Below are 517 nucleotides of genomic sequence, written 5' to 3'. Positions count from 1 at the left end.
TCTTGGCTACCAACGCCTCCTGGGTACGCTTGCTAATGAGCTCGCGTTCCTGCTGAGCTAAGCTGGCAAAGATGCCTTTGGTAAGGGTGTTCAGCTCGGGCATGTCAACGGCCACAAACGGCACGTCCAGGCGCAGGATGTAGGCGGCATCGCGACTCATGCGATCCAGCTTGGCGACTAGCAGCGTAGCACCCAGGCGCCGGCACTCCACTACGGCCTTGGCCAGCTCTGGGCGCCCGTTGTTCTTACTGGATTCAACTTCTTGAAAGGTGGCCACGATCGCGGCCGGATCCGGGACATAGGATCGCACAGCCGCCTGCTGCGCCGCCAAGCTTAAGCCGGACTCACCTTGTTTCGGGGTAGAGACACGATAGTAGGCCACGTAGAGCATCGAGGAATAAGTCTTAGGAGCTAGATGCCCCGAAGATACGCCAAGTGTGTAATACTAGGAAGGGAGGGCCCTAGGACTACACACCTCTGTTATGAGGGCAGTTGGGCAGAAAACGGCTAGAAGAGG

Annotated in this window: 1 protein-coding gene; it reads right to left on the bottom strand. The window is 58.0% G+C overall.

From position 1 onward, the window contains the following. A partial coding sequence (locus tag BXP70_RS29240) for a recombinase family protein (RefSeq protein ID WP_143436802.1) occupies positions 1-391 on the bottom strand: 391 nt, incomplete at its 3' end. Between the last annotated feature and the right edge of the window lie 126 nt (positions 392-517).

It is taken from the genome of Hymenobacter crusticola (assembly GCF_002154225.1).
Lineage (GTDB): Bacteria > Bacteroidota > Bacteroidia > Cytophagales > Hymenobacteraceae > Hymenobacter > Hymenobacter crusticola.
This window is presented reverse-complemented; position numbering and strand designations above follow the sequence as displayed.